21 protein-coding genes are annotated in these 23,506 nt (G+C 59.6%); 7 read left to right on the top strand and 14 right to left on the bottom strand.

The window, feature by feature from the left end:
• Nucleotides 1-30 precede the first annotated feature (30 nt).
• A complete protein-coding gene (locus QQF73_RS07245; RefSeq protein ID WP_285367762.1) occupies nucleotides 31-651 on the top strand; it encodes a riboflavin synthase subunit alpha in 621 nt (206 codons plus the stop codon).
• 10 nt (nucleotides 652-661) lie between these two features.
• Here the strand turns inward: QQF73_RS07245 and QQF73_RS07240 are convergent, their stop codons facing one another.
• The 5 genes from QQF73_RS07240 to QQF73_RS07220 form a co-directional block, all read right to left on the bottom strand.
• Nucleotides 662-1,801 (bottom strand): class I SAM-dependent methyltransferase, encoded by a 1,140-nt coding sequence (locus QQF73_RS07240; protein ID WP_285367760.1) that lies wholly within the window; start codon nucleotides 1,799-1,801, stop codon nucleotides 662-664.
• A 194-nt stretch (nucleotides 1,802-1,995) separates the two neighbouring features.
• The gene (locus QQF73_RS07235; protein ID WP_285367758.1) at nucleotides 1,996-3,042 is read right to left on the bottom strand and encodes a methyltransferase; all 1,047 of its coding nucleotides are present in this window, start codon (nucleotides 3,040-3,042) and stop codon (nucleotides 1,996-1,998) included.
• Nucleotides 3,043-3,162: 120 nt separating this feature from the next.
• Nucleotides 3,163-3,336, bottom strand: coding sequence for a hypothetical protein (locus tag QQF73_RS07230; protein ID WP_219866152.1), 174 nt, complete (start codon nucleotides 3,334-3,336; stop codon nucleotides 3,163-3,165).
• 122 nt (nucleotides 3,337-3,458) lie between these two features.
• On the bottom strand, nucleotides 3,459-4,139 hold the full coding sequence (can, locus tag QQF73_RS07225) for a carbonate dehydratase (protein WP_219866153.1): 681 nt from the start codon (nucleotides 4,137-4,139) through the stop codon (nucleotides 3,459-3,461).
• Nucleotides 4,140-4,206: 67 nt separating this feature from the next.
• Nucleotides 4,207-9,093 carry an NAD-glutamate dehydrogenase gene (locus QQF73_RS07220; protein ID WP_219866154.1) on the bottom strand — a complete coding sequence of 1,629 codons (4,887 nt, stop codon included), beginning with the start codon at nucleotides 9,091-9,093 and terminating at the stop codon, nucleotides 4,207-4,209.
• Nucleotides 9,094-9,256: 163 nt separating this feature from the next.
• On the opposite strand from QQF73_RS07220, the gene QQF73_RS07215 reads away from it, so the two are divergent.
• From QQF73_RS07215 to QQF73_RS07190, 6 genes are read left to right on the top strand one after another with little or no spacing between them, the layout of a single operon-like run.
• Nucleotides 9,257-10,219, top strand: coding sequence for an AAA family ATPase (locus tag QQF73_RS07215; RefSeq protein WP_285367754.1), 963 nt, complete (start codon nucleotides 9,257-9,259; stop codon nucleotides 10,217-10,219).
• A 36-nt stretch (nucleotides 10,220-10,255) separates the two neighbouring features.
• Nucleotides 10,256-11,200: a DUF58 domain-containing protein gene (locus QQF73_RS07210; protein WP_285367751.1), complete on the top strand. Its 945-nt coding sequence runs from the start codon at nucleotides 10,256-10,258 to the stop codon at nucleotides 11,198-11,200.
• Complete coding sequence (locus QQF73_RS07205) at nucleotides 11,197-11,667, top strand: DUF4381 domain-containing protein (RefSeq protein WP_285367750.1); 471 nt, start codon at nucleotides 11,197-11,199, stop codon at nucleotides 11,665-11,667. Before QQF73_RS07210 ends, QQF73_RS07205 begins: the two co-directional genes overlap by 4 nt.
• Nucleotides 11,661-12,686, top strand: a complete 1,026-nt coding sequence (locus QQF73_RS07200; protein WP_285367749.1) for a VWA domain-containing protein — start codon at nucleotides 11,661-11,663, stop codon at nucleotides 12,684-12,686. The genes QQF73_RS07205 and QQF73_RS07200 overlap by 7 nt, the downstream gene beginning before the upstream one ends.
• Nucleotides 12,679-14,466: a VWA domain-containing protein gene (locus QQF73_RS07195; protein ID WP_219866159.1), complete on the top strand. Its 1,788-nt coding sequence runs from the start codon at nucleotides 12,679-12,681 to the stop codon at nucleotides 14,464-14,466. Before QQF73_RS07200 ends, QQF73_RS07195 begins: the two co-directional genes overlap by 8 nt.
• Entirely contained in the window at nucleotides 14,460-16,190 is a 1,731-nt protein-coding gene (locus tag QQF73_RS07190; protein ID WP_285367748.1) for a BatD family protein, read from the top strand. Before QQF73_RS07195 ends, QQF73_RS07190 begins: the two co-directional genes overlap by 7 nt.
• Nucleotides 16,191-16,221: 31 nt before the next feature.
• On the opposite strand, the gene ccmI is transcribed toward QQF73_RS07190, so the two are convergent.
• Genes ccmI through ccmA form a run of 9 tightly spaced genes read right to left on the bottom strand, consistent with a single transcriptional unit; the run spans nucleotide 16,222 to nucleotide 23,438 of the window.
• Complete coding sequence (gene ccmI / locus QQF73_RS07185; RefSeq protein ID WP_219866161.1) at nucleotides 16,222-17,478, bottom strand: c-type cytochrome biogenesis protein CcmI; 1,257 nt, start codon at nucleotides 17,476-17,478, stop codon at nucleotides 16,222-16,224.
• Between the two features lie 49 nt (nucleotides 17,479-17,527).
• Nucleotides 17,528-18,007, bottom strand: a complete 480-nt coding sequence (locus QQF73_RS07180) for a cytochrome c-type biogenesis protein (protein ID WP_285367747.1) — start codon at nucleotides 18,005-18,007, stop codon at nucleotides 17,528-17,530.
• Nucleotides 18,007-18,543, bottom strand: a complete 537-nt coding sequence (locus QQF73_RS07175) for a DsbE family thiol:disulfide interchange protein (protein ID WP_285367746.1) — start codon at nucleotides 18,541-18,543, stop codon at nucleotides 18,007-18,009. Before QQF73_RS07175 ends, QQF73_RS07180 begins: the two co-directional genes overlap by 1 nt.
• A complete protein-coding gene (locus QQF73_RS07170) occupies nucleotides 18,540-20,543 on the bottom strand; it encodes a heme lyase CcmF/NrfE family subunit (RefSeq protein ID WP_285367744.1) in 2,004 nt (667 codons plus the stop codon). The genes QQF73_RS07175 and QQF73_RS07170 overlap by 4 nt, the downstream gene beginning before the upstream one ends.
• Before the next feature lie 39 nt (nucleotides 20,544-20,582).
• Nucleotides 20,583-21,053 (bottom strand): cytochrome c maturation protein CcmE, encoded by a 471-nt coding sequence (ccmE, locus tag QQF73_RS07165; RefSeq protein WP_219866165.1) that lies wholly within the window; start codon nucleotides 21,051-21,053, stop codon nucleotides 20,583-20,585.
• A 14-nt stretch (nucleotides 21,054-21,067) separates the two neighbouring features.
• Entirely contained in the window at nucleotides 21,068-21,304 is a 237-nt protein-coding gene (gene ccmD, locus QQF73_RS07160) for a heme exporter protein CcmD (protein WP_219866166.1), read from the bottom strand.
• Between the two features lie 3 nt (nucleotides 21,305-21,307).
• Nucleotides 21,308-22,051, bottom strand: a complete 744-nt coding sequence (gene ccmC / locus QQF73_RS07155) for a heme ABC transporter permease CcmC (protein WP_219866167.1) — start codon at nucleotides 22,049-22,051, stop codon at nucleotides 21,308-21,310.
• A 33-nt stretch (nucleotides 22,052-22,084) separates the two neighbouring features.
• Nucleotides 22,085-22,810 (bottom strand): heme exporter protein CcmB, encoded by a 726-nt coding sequence (ccmB, locus tag QQF73_RS07150; protein ID WP_219866168.1) that lies wholly within the window; start codon nucleotides 22,808-22,810, stop codon nucleotides 22,085-22,087.
• Nucleotides 22,800-23,438, bottom strand: a complete 639-nt coding sequence (gene ccmA / locus QQF73_RS07145; RefSeq protein ID WP_219866169.1) for a cytochrome c biogenesis heme-transporting ATPase CcmA — start codon at nucleotides 23,436-23,438, stop codon at nucleotides 22,800-22,802. Before ccmA ends, ccmB begins: the two co-directional genes overlap by 11 nt.
• Nucleotides 23,439-23,506: the final 68 nt, after the last annotated feature.

Below are 23,506 nucleotides of genomic sequence, written 5' to 3'. Positions count from 1 at the left end.
AACCAGGCACTTACGGCAAGAGGTCCGAAAATGTTCACAGGTATTGTTCAAGGCATAGCAACCGTCGAGGAGATCACCACGGCCCCCGGGCTGAACACCTTCGTGATCCGGTTGCCGGACGACAAGGTGGGCGGAGTTACCATCGGGGCCTCAGTCGCCATCAATGGCACCTGCCTGACTGTCACCCGCCAGGACGGCAACGCCCTGTACTTCGACGCGATGCAGGAAACCCTGCGGCTGACCACGCTCGGCAGGCTTGAACCCGGTGATGAAATAAACTTCGAGCGGGCGGCAAGGATCGGCGACGAAATCGGCGGTCACCTTCTGTCTGGCCACATTCACACCACGGCAACCATTGTGGAAATCCTGCGACCGGAAAATAACGTCACGCTCTGGTTTGAAGTTCCCGACGAGTGGACCCGCTATATTTTCCCCAAAGGCTACATTGCCATCAACGGTGCCAGCCTTACCATTGGCGAAGTTCAGGGCAACCGGTTTAACGTGCACCTGATACCAGAGACACTTCGGGCAACGACCTTTGGCAAGGCAACCGAGGGCGATGAGGTCAACATCGAAATCGACAGCCAGACCCAAACCATCGTCGATACCCTCGCTCGCATGGGCTACGATCAGCCGCCCATGAGTCCCTGAACGAGACCCGCTACTGAAGCCCTGCTTCCAGAACGACAAACTTCGGGCTCGCGTCCAGTTGGCGAACCTGCGGGAAAAACCTGCGCAAACTTCGATGGTAGCCAAGATGACGGTTTCCGACCATGAGAAGCCGACCACCGGGAGAAAGGTGTTTCGCTGCCTGGGCGAACAGGCGAAGCGCAACGTGATCTCCAACCACCCCACCCTCGTGGAAAGGTGGATTCAGCAGGATCAGATCGAACAGCCCGGCGGAGCCGGCGATGCCATCCGCATGCTCGAAGCTTGCCGGACTGTCAGGAAATGCTGCGGAAACGTTACGACGAGCACTGAGCACGGCCTGGCTCGATACATCAGTGAAAGTGACCGCCATCTCCGGCCGCACCGCCAACGCACTCAAACCAACGACACCGTTGCCACAGGCCAGGTCCAGAACCCGGGCATTTGATACCAGACCGGACACAGTTGCTTTCACATGGGGCAACAACAACCGTGTGCCGATATCCAGCCTCTCCCGGGCAAACACCGCCGGCAGTGCAGCAACCGTGAAACCAAGGTCGTCGGGACCGTAGCCCTTCCAGGTCCCCGGCCAGGGGTCGAGCCCAGCCGCCCCCCGCCGACAAACCACCACCCGGGCTTTTTTCCGGGCGGGACACACGATTTCCGTCTCCACGGCCTGGGCAAATACTTCCACGCTGCGGTCGGGCAGGTGCTTGATCATACCGCCAGCGAACAACAGACCGTCATCCTTGAGAACGCCATTTACCCAACGCAGGAGCCAGGCAAGGTAATCCGCATGACGGGGGATTCTCAGGACAACCGCGTCGTAGCTGGTCTCTGGCGGCTCGAGCCAGCTCATGACAGTGGCCTTGGCAGATACCCCGGGATTCATCCGGGCATTGTGCGCCAGGGCTTCCAAAAGGGTGGCGCTGTCGGCGAGAAAGTCCGGCTGGTACCGGTGAAGGCCGAGAGCCAGGGCACCAAACTGATCATCAACGACAAGCACTTTTGGTTCAGTGCCGGCATCCACTCGCCGGAAAACCTCCTCCAGCAACAATTCATCCGCCGCATCCCAGGCCCGGAGTGACGGGTCGCCACCCGGACGGGACAGACTGAGCCGCCCCTCTGGATATTCGAGCACTGCAGTTGTCATTTCAGGCATCCAAAACGAAGATTTTCACAATCGCGACATTCTAGGCTGATTATTCTAGAAATTATCCCTAGATTAGGACCTGTTCACGCAACATCCCTTTTCCGGTTGGCTCCGTTGTTTTGGACGCGAACCTTTTGCCCCTCACCCCAGGGGCTTTTTTCGTTAAGCGTCCCGAGAAACGAAGAGGCACCGGCTCAGCGTCGTACCGCCCGGTAAACGGTAAAACGTCGATCCTCATAAAGACGCTCCACCGGACCAATAAAACGCTTGATCAGGGATTCGTAGGGCAAAAAACTGTTCGCAACCAACCTCAGCTCTCCCCGCGACTTCAGGTGGCGAGAGACCTCGCGCAGGAAATTCTCTGTCATCGACGTGTCTGTTTTCACGCCGGTATGAAACGGCGGGTTGGTCACGATAGCAGGCCAGAACCCTTCCACTTGTGACAGACCATCCGAGGCCATGATGTTCCCCTGGGCACCGGTGCGCTCATAGGTCGCCCGGGCACAAATCACCGCCTGAGACTGCACGTCCACGCCATCCACAATGCTCGGGGCATTCCCCTGCGCGCGCTGCCAGGCCTGATACCATGCGCCAATCACGCCTGCTCCACAGGCAAAATCCAGCAACCGTTCAGCCTTGAGCGGCGAGCTGACCAGGGTTTCGAGCAATAGCGCCGTTCCATCATCCAACTCACCCTGGCTGAAGATGCCAGGTAGCCCGCACACATCGATTGAACAGCCGGCGAGACTGACCGTGTTCCACGCCATCCACTCCGCCAGATCAAAATCCGGCAGGGGGGCGAGGTCCGAGGCCGCCCAAACCTGACAATGCCGGGCGCTATCGACTTTCGTGGCTGCCGGGGCGATTGCCTTGAATTGCTTCACGGCTCCGGCAATGCCTTCTTTCTTCTCGCCGATAACGATCAGGCTGGCGCCGGGTGCCGCCAGCCACCGAGCCAGCGACAGCCTCAGGTCCAGTTCTGCCCGGGCTTTCGGCAGGAACACCACCACCGTGTCAAAGCCTGACGCCGTCAGCTCAGGGTCGTCATAACCAAAGCATACCTGCCAGTGATTTTGCGTCGCCAGCGCAGCCGCCTGCCCGGCGTGCTCACTCATTGCCATGCCGCCGGATGGAAGCTCCGCCAGCAGCGCCGGGGTGCTGGCGCCGAGCAGGGCAACACGGCCGTTCAATCGGGAACGGTTCCGGATCAGGGCTTCATGGGAATTGGGCATGGCGGACATTGGCAGAAAAATCCCGGGACTGGTTCTTGAAACGGGATACTCTAACCGGAATCAGCCCCTGAGTCTCGCCGGAAATGGCTGCATCAAAGGGCCGATCGGGAGGAAACGACTGTGAGAGCGTTACTTGTATCGAGCGACGGTTCCGACCCGCAGTGCGTCCTCAGGAGACATACCCCATTCTTCGCCATGGCGAGGGCCGGATGCCTTGCGGTCATCGGTCCGGACATCTGATTCGAGGTTATCGGGCTTCCGCTTTGCCAGGGCAATCAGCGCTTTTTGCATCAGTTCTTTCATGGTCAACCTCCTCGCTTACTGCAGGTACCAATGTACCAAAACGGGAGGTGACCAACTGTGATGACGCCACGGGTTCAGAAGTGACGGCCTTCACGATTTTTTACGCCATTTTACAATTGACGCTATGCCTTTTTCTGGCGCCCGGCCCGGACCGGCCTTAGCACCAGTTCCTCAACACTGTTCTGCTGGATGCGTTCACGGTCTTGCTCGTTGGAGATGGACAACCCCATGTCCCGCAGGATGCCGTCCGCAAGATCGTAAACAAACCCGTGTACCGTCAGAGGCTGCCCGCGTTTCCAGGCTTCCTGCACGATGCTGTTCTGACACACGTGCCCAACCTGCTCCACAACGTTCAGCTCACACAGGCGGTCAACACGATCCTGTTCGCTGGTGATGTCATCAAGCACTGACTGGTGCCGGTCCCGAACATCCTGGACATGGCGCAGCCAGTTGCTGATCAGTCCAAAGCCCTCATTCAGCAGAGCGGCCCGCACCCCACCACAACCGTAATGGCCGACGACCATCACATGCTTGACCTTCAGCACCTCGACCGCAAACTGCAGCACCGAGAGGCAGTTGAAATCAGTGTGAACAACCACGTTGGCCACGTTCCGATGAACAAACAACTCCCCCGGCATCAGGTCCACGATCTGGTTGGCCGGCACGCGGCTGTCGGCACACCCAATCCAGAGGTAGTCAGGCGCCTGCTGGCTGGACAGACGATCAAAAAACTTCGGGTCTTCGGCTTTGATCCCGTCGGCCCATTCCCGGTTTTTTTCAAGAAGGTGGTCAAGCTGACCCATCAAAATGTCCCCCACTCAATGGCTTGGAGCCTGTGATTGAACGGTAATCCTTGACACAAATCAATACTCAGTTGGTCTCAGGCTCGACTTCAAGATGACCCAAGTGCGTTGTGCTCTGGGCCAGATCGAGCAATTCCCTCAGTGCGACGGAGAACATCGCATACTCGGGTTCGCGTACACCCTTGAGCTCCGCGAGCATGGATTTCCACCGATGGACCATTCCCGTGTGCCGGTTCAGCCAGGCGTCCACGCAGGCCGGAAGATCTTCCGCTTTTTCCGCCAGCCGGAGCACGCCGGTGGTCAAGGCCCGTTGCTGCCACTCGAGATCCTCACGGAAACTTTCCCTCGCCAGTGCCTGCCAGTGAGACGCAGGAGTGAGCGAAGCAATCGCTTGCGCGAACCAGTTCAGGTCAAGCCGGTCTCCGACCTCATAATAGAGATTGGCTACCGTTTTCAGGGGCATTCCAGTCGCTTCCTGGGCCTCAATGATGCCCAGCGATGAATACAGGTAGTCGGTACCTGACACCACCGATGCCAGCTCTTTGGACAAACCGGCCTCGACAAGTGCCATGTGGCGTTTTTCCCAGGCCGTGCGAGCCTGCTCGCCGAGATATTCCGGCAGATTGGCCGTGATTGCCCAGACACTGTCCGCAAACCGTTCGATATGGTTCTGGATGCTGAGTTCGGCCCGACGGTTACGCAGCAGCCAGCGGACCGAACGACGCATCAGCCGCATCAGATCCTGCATCAGCGACATCTGCAGTTGGGCAGGAACGTTAAAGTCCTGCTCCTCGATCCGGTCCCACCAGTTATCGATCCGAAACACATCCCGGGCAATTATCCAGGCCAGGGCGATCGAAGCCGGGTCGGCTCCTGTGGACTGGCTCAGCCTCTCGACAAAAGTGATACCCATGTGATTGACCATGTCGTTGGCAATCTGGGTCGCAATGATCTCGCGTCTCAACTGGTGCTCGCCCAGTTCCTTGGCGAACTTCTGGGTCAACCCGCGAGGAAAGACCTTATACATCTCCCCGGCGAGGAGGGGCTCATCTGGCAATGTGCTGTCGATCAGCGTTTGCTTCAGGTCGCCTTTCACATAGGAAATCAGCACCGACAATTCCGGGCGCGTCAGCCCCTTCTTGTCCAGCTTGCGCTCCGACAGGGTTTCATCGTCGGGCAGGAATTCAAGCGCTCGGTTGAGCTTGCCCTCGGTTTCGAAGGTGTTCATCAGCCGGCGGTACTCTTCAAGCCGGACCGCCGCGTCCTCACTGGCAATACTGATCGCCTGGGTTTGGCGGTAGTTGTTCTTCAGCACCAGCGCGGCAACTTCGTCGGTCATTTCTTCCAGCATGAGATTGCGTTGCTTGCCGGTCAGATCCCCCATGGCAACAGCCTGGTTCAGCAGGATCTTCATGTTAACTTCATGGTCCGAGCAGTCAACGCCGCCCGAGTTGTCGATGAAGTCGGTGTTCAGGCGCCCGCCCCTCAGGGCGAACTCAATACGCCCGAGCTGGGTAAGCCCCAGGTTTCCGCCCTCACCGACCACTTTGCAGCGCAGCTCGGCGCCGTTAATCCGCAAGCTATCGTTGGCCTTGTCACCGACGTCCGCATGGGTTTCGCTGACGCCCTTCACGTAGGTGCCGATACCACCGACCCAGAGCAGGTCCACCTGCGCCTTGAGGATATGGGAAATCAGCATGTTTGGGGGAACCCGGTCCGACTTGATCCCCAGCAGCTTCTTCATTTCCGGACTGAGCGGAATCGACTTGGCGTTGCGACTGAAAACGCCACCCCCTTTCGAGATCAGCTTGGTGTCGTAGTCGGTCCAGGAGGAACGGGGCAGCTCGAACAACCGTTTCCGTTCCTTGAAGCTCCGTTCCGGATCCGGCGTCGGGTCAATGAAAATGTGGACGTGGTTAAACGCCGCAACGAGCTTGGTCTTTTCGGAGCACAGCATGCCGTTGCCGAACACGTCACCGGCCATGTCACCGATACCAATCGCCGTGAACTCATCCAGCGCAGGGTTCACACCCAACTCTCGGAAATGTCGCTCGACAGACACCCAGGCGCCACGCGCCGTGATGCCCATTTTCTTGTGGTCGTAGCCGTTGCTACCGCCGGATGCAAAGGCGTCACCCATCCAGAAACCGTATTCAGCGGACAGGCCGTTGGCGATATCCGAGAACGTTGCCGTACCCTTATCCGCTGCAACCACCAGGTAGTGGTCGTCCTCATCGTGCCGCACGACCCGTTCGGGGGGCTGGATGCCGGCCTCCACGAGGTTATCGGTGATATCCAGCAACCCTCGGATAAAGGTCTTGTAGGCTTCGATACCCTCGGCCTGGAAGGCTTCGCGATCAGAAGGATCTGGCAGGCGTTTGGCGACAAAGCCACCCTTGGCCCCCACCGGGACAATCACGGCGTTCTTGACCTGCTGCGCTTTCACCAGCCCGAGGATCTCCGTGCGATAATCCTCGAACCGATCCGACCAGCGCAGCCCCCCGCGGGCGACCTTTCCGCCCCTCAGGTGCACGCCCTCAACCCGTGGCGAGTACACGAAAATCTCGAACATCGGCATGGGTAACGGCATGTCCGGGATCCGTGATGGATCGAACTTGACGCTGATATAGGACTTGTTGGCGCCCTGATCGTCAGGCTGGTAATAGTTGGTACGAAGGGTCGCCTGCATCAATTCCAGATACAGCCTCAGGACCCGGTCTTCACTGAGGTTTTCCACCTCGTCCAGGCCGGCATTGAACTCGATTTCCAGCTTCTGCTGGGCCGCTCCACTCTTGCCGCCACTCTGATAGCGCTCTGGATTGAATCGCACTTCGAAGTAATCCAGCAGCATCCGGGTCAGATCAACATGATTGACCAGGGTGTTTGAGATAAACGTCTGACTGTTGGAGAAGCGGATCTGCCTCATGTAACGGGCATAGGTCCTGAGCAACGCAATCTCGCGCCAGCTCATGTAAGAGGACAGCAGCATCCGGTTGAAGGCATCGTTTTCGGCCTCGCCGTACCAGATACGCCGGAACAGATCTTCAAAGATCGGCCGGATACGATGGATATCCACCACGCGCCCGGTGTGGGCCTGCAGGGTGAAGTCGTGAATCCATACCGTCTTGTCGTGACGGTCCACCACCTCAAACGGGTGCTCACCCAACACCCGGAAGCCGAGATTGTCGAAAATCGGCATCACATCGGACAGGGGCAGCGGCTCGTCGGGGAAGAAGAGTTTGAAATGCAGTGTGCTCTCATTTTCTTCCAGCGCCCGATAGAAGCTCATCGCCAGATCATTGGAGCGGGCCGACTGGGAGATATGCTCCAGGTCAATGGCCGCACGGCGCGGTGAGAACATATCTGTGTAACTGGCCGGGAAACCGCTGGCCCAGAGCCGGTGTAACTCGTTCCCCTCCTCTTCACCGTAGGCTTCGCTGAGCGCCTCGTACAGTCCGTCACGCCAGGACTGGGCCATCTCAATTACCTTCTCCCGAATCTCGGAAATCGGAAGCTGGCGGTTTTCCACCTGGGGAACCCGGACCGTGAACTGCACACGGGCGAGTACCGACTCGGAGAAATGGGTCACGAATTCAATGTCTTCCGCTTCCAGCCGGTCCAACAGCACCTGCTCGACCTTGAGCCGTAACTCGGTGTTGTAGATATCCCGGGGAAAGAAAGCGAGGCAGGTCACGAACTGCCCATAGACATCCTCCCGCAGAAAGAGCTCGATCCGCCGACGTTCCTGAATGTAGAGGATGCTCTTGGCAACCTTCAGCAACTCATTGCTCTCGATCTGGAACAGTTCGTCCCGCGGGTACAGCGTCAGAATCTGTTCCAGTTCCTTGCCCGCGTAATCGTCCCGGAGAAAGCCCGAGCGCTTCATGACACTCTGGTACTTCCGCCTCAGCAAGGGAATCTCGTCGGGGCGCTCGTTGTATACCCGGGCCGTGTAGAGGCCGAGGAAACGACGTTCGCCGACCACTTCGCCCTTGCTGTTGAACTTCTTCACCGCGATGTAATCCGGGTAGGCCGGGCGGTGCACCCGGGACCGCTGTGCCGACTTGGCGAAGATAAAGATGTCGTCGGTGCGGGTCATTTCATGGCGAGTCCGCTGGGGCAACTCGTTCAACCGGACCCTGTCCGGTCGTTCGTTATTGACCCTGAGGATACCCAGCTCGGAGTTCTCGACCCGTCGCACCACCATGCCGCTTTTGTCCTTGGCAAAGTCGTACTCGTCATAACCCAGGAAGGTAAAATGATCCTGCACCAGCCAGTTCAGGAAGGACCGCGCCTCCTCCTTTTCCTCCTCACTGATGCCCGCCGTGGTGTCGTCCAGCTCCTCCAGGATTTCCGTCACCTTGTTGGTCACAACCGGGAAGTCCGCCACCGCGATCCGCACCTCGTGCAGGACAGTCTGAAGCGCTTCCTCAAGGTCTCTCAGGTCCGCCGGATCGCTGTGACGGTCAATCTCGAGTACGATGAAGGCTTCGTACTCGGCCTCCTTGTTGGTTTTCCTGCTGGAGAGCAGCTTGCTCAGTTTGCCTTCCTGAGTCCTCTCCACCTGCAGGATCGAGTGCTGGATGGAGTGGGTACCGATCTCCCGCTGGTTGATCGCGATCCGCAGGGAATCGATCAGAAAGGGAATGTTCGGGTGCAGGATGAAAATGACGGTATGGGTGGACTGCCAACCATCACTTTCAAGGTCCGGGTTAAACACCGAGACCGGGGATTCCTCGGCACTTCGCTTCTGGAGAAACTGCCAGGCGGCCAGCACCGCACCGTAGGTATCCGAAAATCGTCGACTAACGAGCTCTTCGAGAGGAATATGGGCGTAATGCTGTTTCGCAAATTCGCTGATTTTCTTTGCCTCTGTTTTGGCAATCTTCTGGGCGAACGCATCAGCCAGTTGTTCAAAAAACTGATCCTTGCTGGCCACTGTCAGCGCATTCATGGTCGACCTCGGTTAGTGTGAAATAAACGTAATCGTCGTATCGTCACATAAGCATAGTCAAACCCTTGATTTTTGCCGGCCAGACACCAAAACTGCGGCAACTACTTACGGACGAAACACGTTCTTTTGATGAACCCAAAAAGAGTGGGAGCAGTCACTTCCAATGTCGTTACAGAATACGTTCGGTGAGCTCAGATCGCAGTTGGCAAAAAGGATAATCGGGCAGGAAAAACTGGTGGACCGGCTGTTGATTGCGCTCCTTGCGGATGGACACCTGCTGGTAGAGGGTGCCCCCGGTCTGGCAAAGACCACCGCGATCAAGGCGCTCGCCGATCATCTGGACGGCGACTTTCACCGGATCCAGTTCACACCGGATCTTTTGCCCTCCGATGTGACGGGCAGCGAGATATACCGGGCCGAAACGGGCCAGTTTGAGTTTCAGAGGGGGCCCATCTTCCACAACCTCGTACTGGCCGATGAAATCAACCGGGCGCCGGCCAAAGTCCAGTCGGCATTGCTGGAAGCCATGGGAGAACGCCAGGTCAGTGTGGGCCTGCGCACTTTCCCACTCGACCGCCTGTTTATGGTCATGGCCACCCAGAACCCCATTGAGCAGGAAGGTACCTACCCGCTGCCCGAAGCCCAGCTCGACCGATTCCTCATGCACGTGGTGATTCATTACCCGTCCGCGGATGCCGAAAAAGCCATCCTGCACCTGGCGCGCAATGACTATCGCCAGGGCCAGCCGCAGGCAAACATACAACTGACCGCTGAGCAGGTGTTCGAGGCCCGGGGCGAAGTGGCGGATATCTACATGGCCGAACCGGTCGAGCAGTACCTTCTGGCTCTGGTGCTGGCCAGTCGGGATGCCGCTAGTCTGGACCCGGAACTGGCACGTTGGACGGCGTTCGGCGCCAGTCCAAGGGGCACCATTGCCCTCGATCGCTGCTCACGGGCGCTGGCCTGGCTGGATGGTCGTGACTACGTGACTCCGGACGATGTCCGGGCTATGGCCTTCGATGTCCTTCGCCACCGCATCCTGTTGACCTTCGAGGCGGAAGCCGAAGGCATGACGGCCGATACGGTCATCCAGCGACTGATCGACAGGGTGCCGGTAACCGCCTGATGTTCACTCCTGACCCGACAGATTGACCACGCCACCATGGCCAACATCGACGCTGTAACACATATCAGTCTGCCCGACCTGATCCGCCTGCAAGCGGATGCCAGGGCCCTGAAGCTACCTTCCGCCCGGCCGGTACGCACCCGGCAGGCGGGCCTGCAACGGTCCCCTCAACGGGGCCGCGGCATGGCCTTCGCGGAAGTCCGCCAGTACCAGCCGGGAGACGATATCCGCAGCATCGATTGGCGCGTAACGGCACGGCGTCAGGCACCCCACACCAAGCTCTATGAAGAGGAACGGGAACGCCCGGTCCTGCTGCTGTGCGATCTTGGCCAGACCCTGTACTTCGCCAGCACCGGCGCCTTCAAGCAGGTCCGTGCCGCCCAGGTTGCCAGCCTGCTTGCCTGGCTGGCGCTGTGGGCCGGCGACCAGGTCGGAGGCATCGTGTTTAACGACCGGGAACTCAGCGTCCTGCGCCCTGCCCGCCGGAAGAAATCGGTGTTGCGCCTGCTGGACACGCTGGCCGAACAACAGCGGTGTCCGGGTCGAGATCCGGAGGCCCGCTCGACTAATGACGTGTCGAATGGCCTGGATCAGGCTCTCGCCGAAGCCCGTCGGGTGGCCCATACCGGCAGCCGCATATTTGTGATCAGCGATTTTCTCGGTGTGTCAGACGAAACCGGCGCCCTCCTCGGGGCTCTGGCCCACCACAACTCGGTGAGCGCACTGCGGGTGGTCGATCCGCTGGAGCTCGAACTGCCGAACAGCGGCCGTTTCGCGGTCGCGGGCCCGGACGGGCCGGTCTGGTTTGATGCTGCCAATACGAAGTTCCAGGAAGCATGGCATCGCAAGGTGGAAGCCCACGAGGCACGTCTGAAAGAGTGCTTCCGAACCTCCGGCGTGGCGGCCGCTACCCTGTCCACTGCCGACGACCCTGCAGTGGTTTTGAAGAGCCTGCTGGGGCCGGGAGGGCGGATCGGATGAATTCCCAGGACCCGCTCAGCCAGCTCAGGGATATTCATCTGCCTCAGACCGGAGGTTTCTGGCCCCCGGCGCCCGGTTGGTGGATCCTGGCGCTGATCCTGCTTCTGGCGATTACCGGCATTGTCTGGCTGATCCGCCGGCGACAGCAGAAGAATCGCTGGCTCCGGCTGGCGAAGGCGGAACTTGCCAACCTTGAGCGAGGGGCCGCACGAGATCCGGACTGGTTTTCCCGACTGAATAGCCTGCTAAAACGCGCCGCCCGCCAGCGCTACCCCGACCTCCACCCGGAAACGCTGTCCGGTGAAGCCTGGGTGGCCTTTCTGCTTGAGAAAGCACCGGGCGACCGGGTGGCCTCGCGACCGGTGGTCGAAGCCATCGTCCACAGTGCCTGGCAGCCAAGGGCCAGCGCCGATCCCCGACAGGCCATGGACTTCGCCTGGCGCTGGCTGGGAGGTCAGAAATGCTGACCCTCGCCTACCCCTGGCTGTTGTTACTCGCAGGCCTGCCCTTGCTCCTGCAATGGCGGCGGCCGGTCGGACAATCGGTGGACGCGCCGGTACTACCTGTCGGCCACTGGCTGTCCGAACTCCCCGGCGTCAGTCGAAGGGGCAGTGCCACGCCAATCTGGAAAAAGGTCCTGCTGTTCGTCATCTGGCTCTTGTTGGTGGTCGCCATAGCACGGCCACAGCACGTGGGCGAGCACGTCCAGCTTCCGGTGTCCGGTCGGGATCTGATGCTGTTGGTGGACATCTCCCCGAGTATGGATGAACAGGACATGATCATTCAGGGGCGAAGCATCAACCGGCTGCAGGCCGTCAAGGTCGTACTCGACGACTTTGTCACGCGACGCAAAGGTGACCGGCTGGGGTTGATCCTGTTTGGCACCCAACCCTATGTGCAGGTGCCACTGACCTTCGACCTGGAGACCGTTCGTACCCTGATGCGCGAATCCGGGCTGGGCATGGCGGGCCGTGCTACCGCTATCGGCGACGCCGTCGGCCTCGCCATCAAACGACTTCGCGATCGGCCTCAGGATCAACGGGTGGTGATCCTGCTGACGGACGGCGCCAACACGGCAGGTGAGATTACGCCGGACAAGGCCACGGAGATTGCCGAAGCCGCCGGGGTTCGACTCTACACCATCGGCATTGGCGCAGAATCCATGGTTCAGAGGGGGTTTCTGGGGTCGCGGCGGGTCAATCCCTCTCGGGACCTCGACGAAGCACTCCTCACCCGCATGGCCGAACAGACTGGCGGCCGCTATTTCAGGGCCCGAAGCCTGCCTGAACTGGAAATGATCTACGAGAGCATCAATCAGTTGGAACCGATTGAAGTGGAGGGTAAATTCTATCGGCCAGTGACCGAGTTATTTGCCTGGCCGGCCGGAATGGCGGCCCTGCTCTGGCTGGCGCTGCTCATGCTCAGACCCTTCAGACACCTGGTGATATCTCGCCAACAGACCGAGGGGGAGGAAGCCCGTGACTGATTTTCACTTCCTTCGACCGTTCTGGCTGTTGCTGATCCTGAGCCTGCCGCTGATCTACATAACCCTGAGGCATTTGGGGGCCGGAGACAGCGGGTGGTCCCGGGTAATATCTGACAGACTGCTCGCGCCGGTGATCCGTCACGGGGGTGCAGCGGGGGCCAGACATCGGTCGCCGCTATTGCCGGTCTGTTTTGCGACAACGGTACTTGCCGTTGCCCTGGCCGGCCCGGCCTGGCGGGAAGCACCCACGCCGCTGAAACAACCGGGGGACAGTCTCGTGATTGCCCTGGACCTGTCACTGTCCATGCTTGCCACCGACGTGGAACCCGATCGGCTGACTCTCGCAAAACGGAAGATCCGGGATATTCTGGACGCGCGCCAGGGCAGCCTTAATGGCCTGATCGTTTTTGCTGCGGATGCGCACGTGGTTGCCCCCCTGACGGACGACAGCAAGACTATCGAAGGAATGCTCGACGTCCTCGATCCCGTGATTATGCCGGCACCGGGAAACCGGGCCGATCTGGCAATCGCCCGGGCCAAGGCATTGCTCACCCAGGGGGCACCGGGTAAGGGCCGGATTCTTCTGATCTCGGATGAAGTGCCCGAACGCTACCACTCTGCAATCAGCAAAACCCTGTCGGGTACTGATCTTAGCCTGAGCACACTGGTGGTTGGCACCGAGGAAGGTGGGCCTATCCCCCTTGCCAAGCGCGGCTTTATCCGTGACAACGGGGAAATCGTTATCGCTCGGGCCGCACCCGATACCATGGCCGATCTGGCCGCGGAAAACGGCGGCGCGAGCCAGACACTGACCCTCGACGAAACCGACATCCAGGCGCTCGAACTTGAACCCACGGATAACGACGACTGGCAGGAAAGTGAAAGCGGACTTACCGTGAACCGGTGGCAGGACGACGGCTACTGGTTGCTCTGGCTGACATTACCCTTACTGTTACTGGGATGGCGAAGAGGCGCATTCGCGATCGTGGCCCTGACCATCATGCCGCTCGTCCCTCAACCCGCTCAGGCCCAGGACTGGGCCGCTCTCTGGCAGCGGGAAGATCAGCGAGCGCCGGACATGATCCGTGAGGACCCCGACAGCGCGGCCGAGCGGCTGGAGGACCCGGAATGGCGCGGTTCAGCGCTCTATAAATCCGGCCAATTCGATCAGGCCATTGACGCCTTTTCCGCCGCTGAGGGTGCACGGTCCGACTACAATCGGGGAAACGCCCTGGCACGGGCGGGTAAACTCGAGGAAGCCATTGCCGCCTATGATAAGGCGCTGGCCCAAAACCCGGACCTGGAGGATGCTGACTATAACCGTACACTGGTGAAGAAGTTGCTCGAGCAGCAACAGCAGGAACAGGAGAACCAGCAGGAGTCCGGCGACAGTCAGAGCGAGAATCAGGACCAGTCGTCCCAGAATCAGGAACAGCAGCAAAACCCATCGCAATCCAACGAGAGCCAGAACTCGGGCCAGCAGCCGCAGCAGTCGTCCAATGGGTCACCGGAAAACGAAAACCGCGACCAGCAGGAATCTCCGGGTGAATCCGAAGGTGATCGGAAAAAGCAGGAGCAGCAGGACCAAACCAATGGTGGCAAGCAACCTGCGGGTAAGGCCGAAGCGCCCGCACAGATCTCGGAGCGGCCACTATCCCAGGGCCAGGAGCAGTGGCTGCGGCGGGTTCCGGATAATCCCGGCGGCCTGCTGAAACGCAAATTCCTGCAACAGTACCAGGAACGTCAGACACCATCCGATGAGGGCGATACACCATGGTGAAACCGCTAACCTTCCCCACCATTCTGTTGTTATTGCTGGTGACTCTGACGACATCGCTTCGGGCCGAGGAACTCAAGGTGGAACCGGACCGGACCCGGTTGTACGAAGGCGAAGTGCTGACCCTGACCATAACCGGCTCGATGAAGCTCGACATCAACCTGAGCAACCTGTTCGATTTTGATCTCTCGGAGCTGCCCGCACCGGACATTGAAAAGGTGGAGCCGGACTTCGAGGTCATTGGCAAGAACCAGCGCTACAGCATTCGCACCGAAAACAGCGAGATGATCGGTGAAATCACCTGGACCTACCAATTGGCACCGAGGCGGAATGGAACGCTGACCATACCAACTCTCAGCTTCAGGGATTCGACCTCCAAACCGGTAAAGATTGAGGTAGTCAGCGGCCATCCACCGGATCAGGGGACCGCCAGCAGGAACAGCTTCATCGAGTTGTCCGCCGACAAGGCTGAGGTCTATGTTCAGGAACAACTCACGCTGACCATCCGCCTGTTCTTCAGCGGCAACCTCATTCGCGGGGAGTTATCGGAACCCCAACACCCGAATGCCATCATCGAGCCCCTGGGCAAACAACGGGAGTTTTCCCGCTACCGTGATGGCGTCCGATATCGGGTGGTGGAGCGCCGCTACGCCCTGTTTCCACAACAGCCGGGCGAACTCTCGCTGCCTCCGATCCGTTTCGAAGGGCAGGCTCGCGATGCCAGCGGCAAACTGATCTTCCTGCGAGATAGCGAACAACTCTACGAAGTGCCGGTCAAGGAAGTGCCCGCGGGCTTTACCGGGGACATCTGGCTGCCCGCGAACTCCCTCAGCCTGGACGAGGCCGGCTTGCCGCCCACCATGCAGGTGGAAACCGGCGAAAACCTTACCCGGAAAATAACCCTCAAGGCGGTCGGACTGCCCTCAGAGGCACTGCCGCCGCTGCCCGACGCAACACCCGAGGGTCTCAGAAGCTATCCGGAGCAACCGGAACGATCAACAGAAGTAACACCTGAAGGCCTGACCTCCAGGCTAAGCCAGACCAGTGCTCTGGTGCCCGTGCAGTCCGGACAGCTGACCCTGCCAGAGATCCGCATACCCTGGTGGGACACCAGCACGGACAGCCAGCGTGTTGCCGTTATACCGGCACAAACCCTTCAGGTTGCGGGCTCCCCGGCAAAGGTTACCCAGCCGACAGCGCCCGCCAACAATGAGGTGGAACCGGAGGCTACTGAAAGCCGCAGTGACATGGCAGCCGAAACCGGGAACGGCGTCGGCGTTTGGCAATGGCTGAGCCTGGCACTGGCAGTTCTGTGGGTGATCACAATGGTGCTGTGGTGGCGCGCCAGGAAACAAGATGCTCATCCCCGGACAGACTCGAGTGGCCCCGATTCGCGGGAAGGGACACTGTTTGAACACCTGATTCAGTCTGCCCGCGCAGGGTCATCGTCCACCCCTGTCCTACTGGTGCAGTGGATGAACCAGCGTTTTCCCGGACACCAGTTCCATACGGCAAGCGAAGTATGCGACTGGTGTGCCGATCAGAACCTGGAAACCGAGATTCGCCGGCTGCAGGCGCACCTGTTCTCGCCCGCAGCGCAAACACCCCCTGACTGGGACGGCGTTGCGCTGGCTCAGGCTCTGCAGCGACTACGCCGAGAGGGAAACGAGCAGGACTCTCCGGAATCTGGGCTGCCGCCGCTCTATCCCGGCAACCTGTCTGCCTGAAACCTTGATAGAGACCGCCTCGTCTAGCGGCTTACTCAGTAAGCTGCTTGTCGATAACCAGCTCCACCGGCGCATCCGACCCCACGGCAACGGGAGCTTCGAGGCTGCCTTGCCAGTCGCCCGCCTGGGCAATGGCGTTGCCCGAGCGGCTTAACCGGGCCGTTACCATGACTTCGTCGGCGCCGGAAATCTTCGCCTCAGGTGACATCGACTTGCTGTCATCCAGGCGCACTTCCGCAGGTAGCGCCCCGGCGGTCAGCCGCGTGATCGCCAGTGGAGGTCCACCGGCACCGTCGACCCGACGGGCAAAGACGAACAACGTGGTGTCAGCGGGCACCTGATCGCGGAAAGCGTCGGCGAGCGCGACCCGAACGGTCACCGCGGGACCGTCAGCCGCCATCTGGTTCATGGCTGGCGGCTCCTCGCCCAACCGGTTGTAAGCCTCCCGAATGCCCCCCTGAATGGAGGCCAGTTGCGGATGGTCCGGGGCGACGGTACCGATGCGCTCCCAGTAACGGATCGCTTCGCGGTAGTCCTGCTGACTGAACGCATGGATGCCCAGGAGTCCCAGGGCATTCACCTCGTCAGGGTTCAGCGCCCTGGCCGCCTCAATGGCGGCAGTCACTTCCTCAGTCATAGCTCCCTGGCTACGGTAAAAAAGCGCTTGCGCCGCAAGCCCCAGGGCCACGGCGCGCGCACCGTCTTCCTCGACGCTGTCCGCCAGTCGCCGGAACGCCCACGCGGCATCCTCGTAGCGTTCAAGCCGCATGTAGCTTTGCCCGAGCATGGCCCAACCATCGGAGTTTTCGGGGCTGGCCTCAAGCTTCTCCCTCAGTTGCCCGGCCAGTTCGTTCATCCGGGTCTGGCGCGCAGCATCGGTATCGCCCATCTCCTGCATGGTGATGAACTGTTCCACCCGGTCCATGGCTCCCCATTCCTGGTAGAGCAGAAAGGTAGCGGCAGGCAGCACAAGAATAGCCACAAGGCCAACGGCCATTGCACTTTTCCGGCCGCTTACCAGGCGGCTTGGCTGCGCAGTGTCCGGGACATCGTCGAGCATGGCGCCCGCCAATTCTTCCTTCAGCAGGCGGTAGTTTTCCTCTTCGAGGATGCCGGCCTCATACTCCGCCTCCAGCTCTTTCATCCGGCTGCGGTAGGCCAACAGGTTCTGATTTCTGAGGTCCGCACGCTCTCTTGCTCCGGAGCTGTGGAACAGTACCGGGTATAAGACAAAGGCAAGGGCAAGAATGATTAATACCGTTGCGGCAATCCAGAAGGTTTCGGTCATGGAGTTATCGTCACAGGTTCAGTCATGGGTAAAGCAGAGAAGGGTTGAGTCAGGCCTTTGTGTCCCGGTCACCCTCTGCAAGAATCTTTTCCACCCGGGCTTTCTCTTCCGGGGTCAGAGCGGTCTGCTCAGCGTTACCGCGCCGGGAACGAATCACCACAATGGTAACCATCAGCAGCCCGCCGAGGACTGCGATAGCGGGCGTCGCCCAAAGCAGGATGGTGCGTTTTTCGACTTCCGGTTTGTAGAGAATGAACTCGCCGAACCGGGCAACCAGGGCATCAATAATCTCCCGGTCGGTCGCGCCCTCACTCATCATCCGATACACCTCCGCTCGCATATCCTTGGAGATCGGAGCATTCGAATCGGCAATGTTCTGGTTCTGGCACTTGGGACAGCGCAACTCCTCAATCAGATTCTGAAACCGCTGCTCCTGCTCCACGGTTCGGAAATCATAGACATCTGCCACCTCTGCGGTCGCCACCCCAGACAACCCAGCCAGCAGCATGACGAACAGAAGATGCCTCATCAACCGTTCCCCCGGGCGTCGTTGATCGCGGGCAGCAAGGTTTCTTGCCATACCTGCTTGTTCACCACGCCAACGTGGCGGTAACGAACCACGCCTGACGCATCGATCACAAAGGTTTCCGGCGCCCCATAGACACCCAGATCAAAGCCCAGTGTTCCCTTGGGGTCGTAGATTGTCTTGCGGTAGGGATTCCCGAGACGCTCCAGCCAGACCAGTGCGTCTGCCCGATTGTCCTTATAATTCAGCCCGACAATCGAGATGCCCTTATCCTGGGCCAGCCACATGAGGTCATCGTGTTCGTCACGGCAGGCCGGGCACCATGTCCCCCAGACGTTCAACAGCTGCACTTCACCACGAAGCAGGCTCTCGTCCAGCTCCGCCTCCGGGTTATTGAGGTCCTTCAGGCTGAAAGCAGGCACCGGCTTACCCACCAGGGCGGACTCCAGTTTGGTGGGATCCTTCCCGATACCGGCGAACAGGACAACCCCCAGGACCACCGCAATCAACAGGGGAAGGAACAGAAAAAACCGCTTCATGACAAAGCTCCAGCAGGATCATCAGACTGACGAGCGGTGTCTTCCCTGGCGCTCTCACGTGCCCCGGCCCGCTCACGAATACGGTAACGGCGGTCAGAAATGGCAAGGAAGCCTCCCGCCGCCATGAACACTGCACCCAACCACAGCCAACGGACCAGCGGCTTGTACTGGAGGCGGATTGCCCAGGCCTGGTCTGAGATGCGCTCTCCAATGGCAACGAAAATGTCCCGGAACAGTCCGGCATCGATGTCCGCCTCGGTCATGACGCTCATACCCACCGAATACTGGCGTTTCTCCGGATGCAGGTCAGCGACCTGCTCGCCGTCCAGGATCACGTCAAAGCTGCCATATTGGGCGGTAAAGTTAGGTCCCTGGCGCTCGCCTATCTCGCGAAAGACAAATTGATAATCTCCAACCGTGGCGACATCTCCCGGCACCATCCGGACATCTCGCTCGATTCCGTAATTGGACACCACCGTGGCACCGGCCATGGTAATGGCCAGGCCGAGGTGGCCGAGGACCATGCCGTAGTAGCTTCGGGACTGGCGCTTAAGGCCGTGGAGCCGGCCCTTGCGGGACGAGGATTTGTCCAGAAGATCCCAGAATGTGGCTACCGCCACCCACATGGCGGAAAAGATCCCGGCAAAGGCCCAGGGTTTGAATCCCCCGTAACCGATCAGAACGGCTGTGCTTGCTACCAGGCTGATGGCCAGGGGCCACAGCAGTTTGCGCCCGAGCCAGCCACCGTCGGTCTTTTTCCAACGCGAGAAGATACCGGTGCCGAGCAGCAGTCCGGTGGCTACTGCCAGCGGGCTGAAGGTGAGGTTGAAGAAGGGTTCGCCAATGGACAATCTGCCCATATCCAGATAATCCAATACCAGCGGATACAGAGTACCCACGGCCACCAGCAGGGTGGCCGAGACCAGCAGCACATTGTTGAGCAGCAGGAATATCTCCCGTGAGAGGGTACCGTAACGCGACCGGACATGGACTACGGGCGCGCGGAAGGCATAGAGCGTCAGGCTGGCGATAACGGTGACCGCCAGCAAGGCTAGCAGGAACACCCCCCGCTCCGGGTCCGACGCGAAGGCGTGCACCGACGTCAGGACCCCCGAGCGCACCAGGAAGGTCCCCAGCAGACTCAGCGCAAAGGTAACGATCGCGAGCAGTACCGTCCAGCTTTTGAACACACCGCGTTTTTCGGTCACCGCCAGGGAATGCATCAGTGCGGTCCCAGAGAGCCAGGGCAGGAGCGAGGCATTCTCAACCGGATCCCAGAACCACCAGCCGCCCCAACCGAGCTCGTAGTAGGCCCACCAACTGCCGAGGGCAATACCGACCGACAGAAATGCCCAGGCCACCGTCGTCCAGGGCCGCGACCACCGGGCCCAGGCCGCATCCAGCCGACCGTTCATCAGCGCGGCAATCGCAAAGGCAAACGCCACGGAAAAACCGACATAGCCCATGTACAGCATCGGCGGATGAACAATCAGGCCAAAGTCCTGCAACAGCGGGTTCAGATCCGCTCCGTCAGCCGGTATGTTCGGCAACAGGCGATCAAACGGATTGGACGTAATAATAATGAACAGGAGGAAGCCGACAGCGACCATCCCCAGAACCGACAGAACCTGGGAGATCATCACAGTCGGCAAGCGCCGGCTGAAGACGGCCACGGCCATCGTCCAACCCGCCAGCATCAGTATCCACAACAGCAATGACCCTTCATGACCACCCCAGACCGCACTGAACTTGAAGTACCAGGGCAGCAGGCTGTTGCTGTTGTTGGCCACATAGGCAACAGAAAAATCATCCGTCAGGAAGGCGTGGGTCAGCACCGCGAACGCCAGTGCGATGAATACAAACAGTCCGGTTGCCAGGGGGCGGGCAAATGCCTGCAGGTTATCCCGCCCGGCTATAGAACCTACCAGAGGCACGACGGAAAGGAGCACTGCCAGCAACAGCGCGAGAATCAGTGCGAGCTGTCCGAGTTCCGGATACATCAAAGCCCTCCAGCCAACTGGCTGTTCGTTAAGTGGTGATCAGTAAGCGGGTGCGTCGCCAGCCTTGCTTGGCTGCTGCCCGTTCTTCGCCGATTTCGCCAACGCGTCGGCCACTTCCGGTGGCATATAGTTCTCGTCGTGTTTCGCCAGCACCTGGTCCGCAACAAAGCGACCTTGACCGTTCAACTGGCCCATGGCAACAACACCCTGACCCTCGGCGAACAGATCCGGCAGGATACCAACGTATTCCACCGGCACTGACGCGTTGAAATCGGTTACCCGGAACTCGACCTTCAGGCTGTTCGGGTCGCGAATCACAGACCCTTCCTCAACCATGCCACCGGCGCGAATCCGCACGTCCACCGGTGCCTCACCTGCCGAGATCTGGGTCGGATCATAGAACAGGTTGATGTTCTGACGAAGCGCGTAGGTGGTCAGACCTACCGCGATGGCAATTCCTGCGACGAGGAATAAAACAATGGTCAGCCGCTTCTTACGGATCGGGTGCATTCAGTATCTGCCCTTCAGTCTTGGGAAACATTAACTCGAGTGAACGTGGCCGCTGCCCGGGTTGTGGCACCAACATCCCTGCTCTCGAGGGATTCATAGCGCCGACGGCACGATTCGATGACCGCCCGGCGACGGCGAACCGACCAGACCATCATTACCGCCATCAGCACGAAAAAAGCACCGTAACAGGTCCATACGTAAGGACCATGCCCGTCCATCGACAGGAAGGCCGCGAGTGATTCGAACGCCATAAATCAGGTCCTCCCAGCCATAACATGCTCTCTTACCCAACGCGTGCGTTGTTCGCGGACCAGAATCTCGGTTTGCATGCGCAGGCAGGCGAGCCAGCCAAACACCAGATACAGACCCAGCACGGACAATAACAGTGGCACCCACATTTCGGCCGGCATGGTTGGTTTTTCGGTCAGCTTGAAGGTCGCCGGCTGGTGCAGAGTATTCCACCACTCCACCGAATACTTGATGATAGGGATATTCACCACCCCAACCAAGACCAGAACCGCCACCGCCCGGGCCGCCGATTTCTCATCGTTTATGGCCCGGTCGAGGGCAATCACTCCACCGTAAAGGAACAACAGAATCAGCATGGACGTGAGCCGGGCATCCCAGATCCACCAGGTTCCCCAGGTTGGTTTGCCCCAGACCGCACCGGTGAAGAGCGCCAGAAAGGTCAGAACCAGGCCAACAGGTGCCACGGCTTTGACAAAGACGTCGGCCAGCTTCATTCGCCAAACCAGGGTGACGACGGCGGCCACAGCCATCATGATGTACACGGATTGAGCAAGGAATGCTGTTGGTACATGGATAAAGATAATGCGATAACTGTTGCCCTGAAGATAATCTTTGGGCGCAAACCCCAGCCCCCAGACGATGCCCGCCATCATCAGCAGTACCCCACCTGCCAGCAGCCAGGGCATTAACCGGGTCGCAATCCCGAAAAACCATTTGGGTGACCCCAGTTTATGAAAAATCTGCCACATCAGTTGGATACCCTAAAAATCATCAACATCTTCCTAGCTGTTTGACAGGCTTATTCTCAACGCCGCCGAGGCCGCAAACGGCGCCAGCGTGATCGCCAGGACCAGGAAAGCCCCCAGCAGCGCCAGGTAAGCGGCCACCGGCGCGCCTTCGGTAGCCGCAGCGACCGTACCTGTGCCGAAAATCAGGACAGGAATGTACAGCGGAATGATCAGCAGGGACAAGAGCACACCCGCCGAACGCAAACCGAGGGTCAAGGCTGCACCAATGGACCCGATCAGACTCAGCACCGGCGTACCAATCAGCAGCGTTAGACACAAAACTGCAATGGAGTTCCCTTCCAGATGCACCATTACCCCAAGAACCGGAGCCAGGAGCACCAGCGGCAACCCGGTCAGCGTCCAATGCGCCAGCGTTTTCGCCAGAACCAGCAAAAACAGCGGTTGCGGCTGAAGCACCAGTTGCTCCAGGGTGCCATCATCAAAATCGTGGCGGAACAGATGATCCAGCGACAATAACACTGACAACAGCGCCGCCACCCACAGGATACCCGCACCCGCTTCCCGGAGAAATGACACTTCCGGGCTAACACCAAGGGGGAAGAGTGTCACCACCATGACGAAGAAGAGCAGCGGGTTGAGCAGGTCCTGACGCTGCCGAAAGGCCACTTTCATATCCCGGCTGAACACGGCCTTCATGGATGCCATGTTGCCAACCCCGGAACTCAGAGGTTTGATCAGGGGACGGGTCTCAGCATTCATCGTCTGACTCCCCGCCCAGGACAATGCGTTGCATACCCGGCAACTGCAGATCGTGATGGGTGGTTACAACCACCGCCCCGCCCTCTTCCGCGCGATGCTGCAGCAGGGTTTCGATGGCGCGGACGCCGTCTGCATCAATTGCCGTGAAGACCTCATCCAGCAGCCAGAGTGGCTCGTCGGCAATCAACAGACGAGCGAGCGCCACCCGGCGCTGCTGCCCCGCTGACAGCTTCCGGCAGGGAACCTCCTGAAAACCATCCAGTCCGGTCCCGGCCAGCGCCTGGTGCAACACTGTATCGGCCACCGGTCGGCGGGATGCCGTCAGCGCCCGGAGGTTTTCCATTGGTGTCAGCAATGCTTTTATTCCGGGCCGGTGGCCCAGGTAGAGCATGTTGCGGAGAAACTCTTCCCGGTGGATTACCCGAGACTGCCCGCGCCAGAGCAGCTCACCCGACCAGGCATCGTTGAGCCCCGCCAGGATCCGGAGCAGCGTGGTTTTACCGGTGCCATTGGCACCCTCGACACGGGTCACCGTACCGGGCAGTATGGAAAACGAAAGGTCACGGAACAGTATCCGCTCACCTCGTTCACACTGCAGATTGGCAGCCTGTAGTAACGGCTCAGACATCAGGGCCCCGTAACCAGGACGATGCACGCTCATACGGCATCGGGTGCATTCAAGACTGACGCGGCGGG

The organism is Marinobacter albus (assembly GCF_030238305.1).
Classification (GTDB): Bacteria; Pseudomonadota; Gammaproteobacteria; order Pseudomonadales; family Oleiphilaceae; genus Marinobacter; species Marinobacter albus.
This window is presented reverse-complemented; position numbering and strand designations above follow the sequence as displayed.

Excerpts from the sequence above, each read along its gene's own strand:
- QQF73_RS07245 (WP_285367762.1), top strand. The coding sequence starts at position 31 with ATGTTCACAGGTATTGTTCAAGGCATAGCAACCGTCGAGGAGATCACC.
- QQF73_RS07240 (WP_285367760.1), bottom strand. The coding sequence starts at position 1,801 with ATGACAACTGCAGTGCTCGAATATCCAGAGGGGCGGCTCAGTCTGTCC.
- QQF73_RS07235 (WP_285367758.1), bottom strand. The coding sequence starts at position 3,042 with ATGTCCGCCATGCCCAATTCCCATGAAGCCCTGATCCGGAACCGTTCC.
- QQF73_RS07230 (WP_219866152.1), bottom strand. The coding sequence starts at position 3,336 with ATGAAAGAACTGATGCAAAAAGCGCTGATTGCCCTGGCAAAGCGGAAG.
- can (WP_219866153.1), bottom strand. The coding sequence starts at position 4,139 with ATGGGTCAGCTTGACCACCTTCTTGAAAAAAACCGGGAATGGGCCGAC.
- QQF73_RS07220 (WP_219866154.1), bottom strand. The coding sequence starts at position 9,093 with ATGAATGCGCTGACAGTGGCCAGCAAGGATCAGTTTTTTGAACAACTG.
- QQF73_RS07215 (WP_285367754.1), top strand. The coding sequence starts at position 9,257 with ATGTCGTTACAGAATACGTTCGGTGAGCTCAGATCGCAGTTGGCAAAA.
- QQF73_RS07210 (WP_285367751.1), top strand. The coding sequence starts at position 10,256 with ATGGCCAACATCGACGCTGTAACACATATCAGTCTGCCCGACCTGATC.
- QQF73_RS07205 (WP_285367750.1), top strand. The coding sequence starts at position 11,197 with ATGAATTCCCAGGACCCGCTCAGCCAGCTCAGGGATATTCATCTGCCT.
- QQF73_RS07200 (WP_285367749.1), top strand. The coding sequence starts at position 11,661 with ATGCTGACCCTCGCCTACCCCTGGCTGTTGTTACTCGCAGGCCTGCCC.
- QQF73_RS07190 (WP_285367748.1), top strand. The coding sequence starts at position 14,460 with ATGGTGAAACCGCTAACCTTCCCCACCATTCTGTTGTTATTGCTGGTG.
- ccmI (WP_219866161.1), bottom strand. The coding sequence starts at position 17,478 with ATGACCGAAACCTTCTGGATTGCCGCAACGGTATTAATCATTCTTGCC.
- QQF73_RS07180 (WP_285367747.1), bottom strand. The coding sequence starts at position 18,007 with ATGAGGCATCTTCTGTTCGTCATGCTGCTGGCTGGGTTGTCTGGGGTG.
- QQF73_RS07175 (WP_285367746.1), bottom strand. The coding sequence starts at position 18,543 with ATGAAGCGGTTTTTTCTGTTCCTTCCCCTGTTGATTGCGGTGGTCCTG.
- QQF73_RS07170 (WP_285367744.1), bottom strand. The coding sequence starts at position 20,543 with ATGTATCCGGAACTCGGACAGCTCGCACTGATTCTCGCGCTGTTGCTG.
- ccmE (WP_219866165.1), bottom strand. The coding sequence starts at position 21,053 with ATGCACCCGATCCGTAAGAAGCGGCTGACCATTGTTTTATTCCTCGTC.
- ccmD (WP_219866166.1), bottom strand. The coding sequence starts at position 21,304 with ATGGCGTTCGAATCACTCGCGGCCTTCCTGTCGATGGACGGGCATGGT.
- ccmC (WP_219866167.1), bottom strand. The coding sequence starts at position 22,051 with ATGTGGCAGATTTTTCATAAACTGGGGTCACCCAAATGGTTTTTCGGG.
- ccmB (WP_219866168.1), bottom strand. The coding sequence starts at position 22,810 with ATGAATGCTGAGACCCGTCCCCTGATCAAACCTCTGAGTTCCGGGGTT.
- ccmA (WP_219866169.1), bottom strand. The coding sequence starts at position 23,438 with ATGTCTGAGCCGTTACTACAGGCTGCCAATCTGCAGTGTGAACGAGGT.